Origin of the sequence: Mesorhizobium sp. M7A.F.Ca.AU.001.01.1.1 (genome assembly GCF_004022735.1) — a bacterium.
Lineage (GTDB): Bacteria > Pseudomonadota > Alphaproteobacteria > Rhizobiales > Rhizobiaceae > Mesorhizobium > Mesorhizobium ciceri.
On sequence record NZ_RZPF01000306.1, the window covers coordinates 1 to 7171 of the forward strand.

General features: G+C 60.0%; 5 protein-coding genes and 2 pseudogenes. 5 read left to right on the forward strand and 2 right to left on the reverse strand.

From position 1 onward, the window contains the following. Window positions 1–1415, reverse strand: a pseudogene (locus EN884_RS19165) (autotransporter outer membrane beta-barrel domain-containing protein); the annotation flags it as partial. A 456-nt stretch (window positions 1416–1871) separates the two neighbouring features. Between EN884_RS19165 and EN884_RS40140 the strand changes: the two are divergent. From EN884_RS40140 to EN884_RS19175, 4 genes are all read left to right on the forward strand, one after another. Continuing rightward, the gene (locus EN884_RS40140) at window positions 1872–2120 is read left to right on the forward strand and encodes an N-6 DNA methylase (RefSeq protein ID WP_198032133.1); all 249 of its coding nucleotides are present in this window, start codon (window positions 1872–1874) and stop codon (window positions 2118–2120) included. Window positions 2121–2124: 4 nt separating this feature from the next. After that, window positions 2125–2385, forward strand: coding sequence for an N-6 DNA methylase (locus tag EN884_RS40145; RefSeq protein ID WP_275955649.1), 261 nt, complete (start codon window positions 2125–2127; stop codon window positions 2383–2385). A gap of 52 nt (window positions 2386–2437) precedes the next feature. Continuing rightward, a complete protein-coding gene (locus tag EN884_RS40150) occupies window positions 2438–2761 on the forward strand; it encodes an N-6 DNA methylase (protein ID WP_206516559.1) in 324 nt (107 codons plus the stop codon). A 264-nt stretch (window positions 2762–3025) separates the two neighbouring features. Next, complete coding sequence (locus tag EN884_RS19175; RefSeq protein ID WP_013525337.1) at window positions 3026–3412, forward strand: hypothetical protein; 387 nt, start codon at window positions 3026–3028, stop codon at window positions 3410–3412. 189 nt (window positions 3413–3601) lie between these two features. Here the strand turns inward: EN884_RS19175 and EN884_RS19185 are convergent. Next, a pseudogene (locus EN884_RS19185) lies at window positions 3602–6577 on the reverse strand (Tn3 family transposase). Window positions 6578–6766: 189 nt separating this feature from the next. On the opposite strand from EN884_RS19185, the gene EN884_RS19190 reads away from it, so the two are divergent. Then, the coding region (locus EN884_RS19190; protein ID WP_348632987.1) for an ABC transporter permease subunit at window positions 6767–7171 on the forward strand (405 nt) is incomplete at its 3' end.

Below are 7171 nucleotides of genomic sequence, written 5' to 3' on the forward strand. Positions count from 1 at the left end.
ATTGCGCCGTTGGCCGTCACGTCGAGATTGCTGGTCTCCGACCGGGTCTGCACGTCGATTGCGGTTCCGGCCAGCGCGCTCACGGCACCTGTGGTGACGCCAATGTCGCCGCCAAGGGCTGTATCGCGAACGTAGATGCCATGGCCGCCGGTGGAGTTGCTCGCGCCCGCAATGTCGACGGTGAGGGTGCCGGCGCCGTTGTTGAGGATGTTCGCCGCGTCGCCGGTCCCGCCGACGAAGCCCCCGACGCCGGTCACCGAGATGTCGCCGCCGCCGCCGGTCCCGCCGATCAGGGTCAGGCCGTTGGTCGCCCCGGTCACTGCCTCGAGGACGCTTACGCTCACTGCATCGTTGCCGGTCGCCACAATACCCTCGGCGAGGGTGCCGGTGATCGTGCCGGTGGCAGTGACGCCGACCGTGCCCGTGCCATTGTTGGTGGCCACGATGCCCGTCGTGCCGGAGACATTGTTCGCGCTCATGTCAACCGCGCCCGCGCCAGCTCCGGCGTGCCAGGCGACGATCGCCGTGTTGCCGGTGGCGGTGACATCGCGCGCTGCCACTATTACATGGCTGCCGACCGATGCGGCAAAGATGCCGTTGCCGGTGGTCGCGGCAATTGGACCCCCTGCGACCACCGTCGTCCTGCCCGTGCCGAGATTCTCGGCGTCGATGCCGAACCGGGCGTCAATCGACCCATTGGTGGTCACCTCGATATTGCCGGTTGCCGCACCTGGAACGATCACCGCCACCAAACCGGCGTTACCCGCCTGAAGGTCGCCATTGGCGGTCACCGCGATGTTGCCGGTCAGCGACTGGCTCTGCGCATCGATCGCGTCCTTGCCAAACGCCAGCGCGCTGACATTGTTGGTCTTGACCGAAACGCCGGTGCTGGTCGCTACGTCGCGGACGGTGATGCCTTCGCCTGTTGCCGCAGAGACACCTGCGGCGATGTTGATGTCGACCGAACCGGCACCTCCCGTCTGCGCCGCATCGAAGGCATTGCCGGTGCCGTTGTTGATGATGCTCCCACCCGTGTAGGTGATCACGCCGCCGGCTGCCGAGAGCGAGAGCGCCGCGGTGCCGCCAGCTGTTGGCATGTTGCCGGCATCAATGCTGATCGTGCCATTGTTGGTGACGTTGAGACCACCGGCGCCAGTGTTGGAAACTGCGAGGCCCTTGCCGCTTACCGTCGTTCCTGCATCGATGTTGAGGATGATCGGTGTTGCGATGGCACCAGAGTAAGCTCGGTCATTGGGCGGGTTATCAGGATACGTCGTGTCGATGGTGGTGGTATTGTCGCATTGGATCGTGGCGCCAACAACGAAGCAAGCCGACCAGGCCTGTCCCGGTGCCAGCAGGGTCGCGCCCGCAGCTGCGGCAACGCCAACAGCGGATCGCAGTGCAAGCCGGCTCACTTGAGAACGCAGCTTCCACCGCAAAGCCGAATTCGTGGAAGCCATTCCCGGAATCGAAGGCGAAAGAACAGCCTGCCTGTGCCCGATCATTCTTGCCATCACGCTCAGTTCCCGTCGAATTCTCGAATGCGGCGGAGACTGCGGCCAAGGCTGTGGACCGAACAGTCGTCATATGACGACTGTTCGTCGGTTTGTGGGTAAGCAATAGATTGCTGGCCGGCTTGTTGCCGGCTGGCCACATATTCTGTTGTGCTAATTATCGACCAAGGTGAAAATAGTGGCAGGCAGAGCTGACGCCACCCGTCAGAGCTCTGTCCGCACAATGCCTACGCACCTTTCAACAACACCACGAGCTGGCTCTGCCGGCGGCTTCCGGTTTGGCGAATATTCGCTCCAGAGAGACCGGGTGATCTGCGCCTCGACTTCGCGTGCGGCTCCGGCTCGCTGCTGCTGAACGTGCGCAAGCGCATGGGGCCGCACGGCATCGGCAGAATCTACGGGCAGGAAAAGAACATCACCACCTACAACCTCGCGCGCATGAACATGCTGTTGCATGGCGTGAAGGACACTGAATTCGAGATCTACCACGGCGATACGCTTTCCAATGACTGGGACATCCTGCGCGAATTGAATCCTGCAAAGAAGCCTTCCTTCGATGCCATTTGTGGCCAACCCGCCCTTCAGTTTGCGCTGGGATCCGACTGAGGCGATGGGCGACGATGTGCGGTTCAAGAACTATGGGCTGGCGCCCAAGTCGGCCGCGGACTTTGCCTTCCTGTTGCACGGTTTCCACTACCTGAAGGATGAAGGCGTAATGGCCATCATCCTCCCCCACGGGGTGCTGTTCAGAGGTGGGGCGGAAGAGCGCATTCGAACCAAGCTGCTGAAGGACGGTCACATCGACGCCGTCATCGGACTGCCCGCCAACCTGTTCTATTCGACGGGTATCCGGTCTGCATCCTTGTTCTGAAGAAGTGTAAGAAGCCCGACGATGTTCTCTTCATCAACGCAGCCGAGCACTTTTGAAGGACAAGCGTCAGAACAAATTAGGGGATGGCAAGAACGGGACAACGGACCATATCGGCAAGATCATCGAAACCTACAAGTTCCGTAAGGAGGAGGGCCGCTATTCCAAGCGCGTCAGCATCGATCGTATCGCCGACGAGGGTCACAACCTCAATATTTCCCGCTACATCAGAACGGCTGAGGATGAGCTCGAAATCGATCTAATAGCCGCCAATGAAGACTTGGTCGACATCGAGAAGCAGTTTCGCGCAGCGACAGCGAAGCACAACACATTCTTGCGCGAGCTTGGGCTTCCAACCTTGCCGCTTTCAAAAGGATGACGCCGGGCTCGAATCGACCATCAAGCAGCGCGCCGGTGCGCCTTGAGAGCTGCTGATTTCCCACGTCCGCTTTCGGTCTATATCGATGTTGGCTTGTACGGCGGTAATGAGGCGCATTGCTGCCGCTAGCTCACAGCTAGCTATCATCCGCTACGAGGATGGGGAAGCACAAGCAGTGCGCTGGAAATGGCGTCGGGCTCTGTTCACTTGCTATGCCTAGGAATGTGCATATATTGTGCGTAAGAGAGAGGTCGGAGATTTGTCATGACCCACGCACAGCTCGCACAATCGAAAGTGGTCTCAGGTTTTGTCGACAGCCTGCAGGAGCCGCGCACGCCTTATATCTCGCCGAAGCGCCTGTCGCAGGCGCTGGGCGTGAAGGTGGCCAACTTGGCGCAGTTGACCGGCGTCCACCGCAACACGCTCCGTAACCCGTCGTCGGAGCGACTGCAGGGTCGGATGCGCGAGATGGTGAAGGTGATTTCGGCCGCAACGGAACTCACCGGCGACGTCGACAAGGCGATCTACTGGTATCGCAATGAGCCGATCGCCGACTATGGCCATCGCACGGCGGCCGAACTCGTCGCGGGCGGCCAGGTCGAAGCAGTGCTGGCCTTCATCCGGGATCTCGAGAACGGGGCGCGCGGGTGAAGGTCACCCGCGTCGGGCCGGACGAGATCTTCCATCGCTATCTGACACCCAAATGGGCCTGCCCACCAGTGGTGGGGGCGCGGCGATCGATGGCGGGCGCTTCAATCGGCCCGGCGTCGAAGCCGTTTACCTGGGGTCGGAACAAGAGCAGTGCGAAATCGTACGCTAAGGTCGAACGGAGCAGGAACGTTATGCGGCACGGCGTAGCCCTGCCGGGAGGCGAAGCGACCTGAAGCCTTCCGGGAGATGTTGCTCGCTGTCCCAAGTGTAGATACCTGTCAGGTTGATGTGCTCCCAACTCAGCGGCGAGATATGCTTCAATAGCGTATCTGAGATGTTCCTTCCCGCTCGTTTGAGCTCTGTGACCGCGCGGTCGAGATAGACCGTGTTCCAGTGGACGATCGCGCTGACGACAAGATTGAGGCCCGATGCGCGGAATGCCTGACTTTCGAACGACCGGTCGCGGAGCTCGCCACGCTCATGAAAGAAGACTGCGCGTTTGAGTTTGTGCGCTGCCTCCCCCTTGTTGAGGCCGGCTTGGCAGCGCCGGCGCAGTGTCGAGCTCGAGTACCATTCAATCATGAAAAGCGACCGCTCGATGCGGCCGAGTTCCCGAAGAGCCTTGGCCAGTTGGCTTTCCTTCGGTGATGCCGAGAGCTTCTTCAAGATCGTCGAGGGCACGACGGCACGGGTGGTTATCGATGCCGCCAGATGAAGCAGATCGTCCCAGTGATCGAGGATCAGGGTGGTGTTGATTGGCGCTCCGATGTGGTTCGACAGCGCCGGGTATGCATCGCCTTTCTCGAACGTGTGGAACTTCCGATCTTTGAGATTGCGCAGTCGCGGTGCGAACCGCTTTCCGATCAGAGCGAATAGCCCAAAGACGTGATCGCTCGCGCCGCCTGTATCGGTAAAGTGTTCCTGGATGTCGAGGATCGTGTCCTGATCGAATAGTCCGTCGAGCACAAAGGCAGCCTCGCTTTCGGTCGGGCTGATGGGCAAGATGCTGAAGTAGCCGTACTGGTCTGACAGATGGCTGTAGAACTTCGATCCGGGCTCACTGCCGTAATGCAGATTGATATCTCCGCGCTTTGCGGCTCGGTCGCTTGCTCGGAAGAATTGGCCATCAGATGATGACGTCGTGCCATTGCCCCAAAGACGAGAATGCGGATGGCGGGTGTGTGCGTCCGTCACGCAGGCCTGGGCCGCACGGTAGGTTTCTGACCGCGCATGGAAGGTGCGCATCCAACTGATCTGGTGAGCGCTGATGCCTTTGGACGCGCTGGCCATCCGTTTCGGACCAAGGTTGGTTGCATCGGCCAGTACGCCAGCCAGCATGGCCGAGACATTCCTCGGAGTGTCACCCGTGCGAACATGGGTGAAGCAATCCGCAAAGCCGGTCCATTCATGCACCTCCCTCAAGAGATCTGGCACCTCGACCAACGGATAGAGCTCGCTGATCTCGGCATTTAGGTCCTCGGCTGCTGCGGGAACTTCGCCAGCTGCCGGCGTGACGATAAGCGTTCCACCTTCGAGACGAACACCGTCGAGCTTCCCGGATCGTGCCCTGTGCGCCAGGCGCTTCAGGTTGAAGTCGAGCATCTGCCGCGCTTCGGTAAGCCACGCCGCACCGTCCTCTTGGACACCAAGTCCGAGGCGACCTTCATCTTTCAGGATTGTGAACGTTGGCAGCGGCATCAGGTGCTCGTCGATCGGTCGGAAAGATCGGCTGCCGTCGACCCAAATGTCCGCGGATCTAAGGCGGTCTCGCAAAGCGGCGAGCGTAGCAATCTCATAGAGACGGCGATCGGGCTTCTCCTGCCCGAGGATTAGCCGTCGATCAGCTTGGCTGAGGTGGGTGACCGGGACGCGATCCGGAAGGCTCCGCCGCTTCTCGGCATAGAGCCGTTTCAGCAGCGAAATCGCCGCAAGAAGGGGGTCATGGCGGCGCGCTGAGCGGAATGTGAACGCCTGCAGGAACGCACCGGCGTACTTGTTGACGGTCGCATATTGCTCGGCCGCCAAGGTCAAAGGCGACGCCTCGTTGTCCTCGACCATCGACTCAAGCTCAGGCTACATCCGAAGCAACCGGTGCCATCCAACTTCTTGATCGAGAACCTCCAATGCGTTGCGGCCATAATCGTTCGCGGACTGCAGGGCTGTGATCGTGTCCAGGAACATGCGTAGCGCTTTGGCCGTATCCGGCCTGCAGTCCATGTGCCGCTGCTTCTTGCGGTTATTGGCTTGCGAGAACAGCCGGCCTATCAACTTGATGAACATCGACACTGCATCGTCAGTGAGCTTCTGGCCGAGCTTGATAATCTGCGCCACGATCAGCGCGTGTCGACGGCTGGCATTGAAGTCGTTGGCCAGCCATGCCGGTGTGGCGTTGCCCTCACGGATCATCTGATCCCACCGTCCAGATGATATACGCATCTGCAATTTCGGATCGATTTCTAGCTTGCGCAGGAAGGCGATCCGTTCGGTCAGCCCGACCAAGTTTGAAGCACCTGGCGCATCCGGCGCTGATCGCAGCCAATGAAAGCGCGTTTGGCCAATGGCCGGCTCAACCTCCAACAGCCTATCCAATGATTGAAGTGTATCGACCGAAATTTCTTCGATCAGCGCTCTCTCCGCCCGCCGACGGGCAATGGCGCGGGCGGCAAGACCGATCCGTTCGATCGTGTCGATCGCTGGCAAAAGAGATCCGCGTTCACGAAACATGGCGACAGTGGCACTCGCTATCGCGCCACCGTCGTCGGACGTCGTGGCCGCTTGAATTGCAGCCAGCAGCGCAGCTCTACGGTCTTGCCCCGTCGCGCTCCGCGCGGCCAGATAAACCATCAAGCGAGCAATATGATCGCGACGCGTTTCTTCACGGCGTGCATAGAGCGCAAACTTTCCAGCGTCGGCGCCAATCTGCTCAGCAACGTACTTTAGCATTGCGCGAGGCGGAGTTTAGTCGGTCGATAACACCCGGCCTGGATATCGCATCAGGCAGAGCTGAACGGCAAATCCGAACTGATTGTGTTCCCGTCTGCGAAGTCCAATCTCAAGCCTGTCAGCCGACGACAACGAATAGTGTCGGATGAGGCCGTCCTCATCGGTTGGTATATCGAAAAGTCTCTGTCGATCCTGAACCTTGAGAAGCCTCCGTTTACCCATCGCCCAACTCCATCCACGACCAATGTGCCGGGAGCGTCGTCGAGTCGGTCAGGCGAAGAAATCAAAACTGGTGCCCTGCGAGGGCAATCCACAGGGATCGGATGCTGCATAGCAGCACTACAGAAGAGTTCATGATCCTTTCGCCCTTAGCGTACGATTTCGCACTGCTCTTGTTCCGACCCCTTCTTCGTGTATTCGCGGCTCGGCCTCAACAACACGCTGACCGGCCTGGTGCTGGCGCACACGACGCTCGCCATCCCGTTCGTGATCATTGCCGTCAGCAACGGCTTGGCGAGCTTCGACATCAATCTGGAGCGCGCGGCGCGCAGCCTGGGCGCGTCGCCGGTGCGCGCCTTCCTGACCGTGACCTTGCCGCAGATTCGCATTTCCGTGATTTCGGGTATGCTGTTTGCCTTCATCACTTCCTTCGACGAAGTGGTCGTTTCGCCCTTCATCTCCAGTGGCGCGACCTCGACGCTGACCAAGCGCATGTTCGCCAACATACGCGACCAGGTCGACCCCACGGTGGCGGCGATCTCCTCGATGCTGGTGATCCTGTCGATTATCGTTCTGATCGCCGCCCAGTTCGTCCGT

Coding starts and splice junctions, on each gene's coding strand:
- EN884_RS19175 (WP_013525337.1), top strand. CDS start 3,026: ATGACCCACGCACAGCTCGCACAATCGAAAGTGGTCTCAGGTTTTGTC.
- EN884_RS40145 (WP_275955649.1), top strand. CDS start 2,125: ATGGGCGACGATGTGCGGTTCAAGAACTATGGGCTGGCGCCCAAGTCG.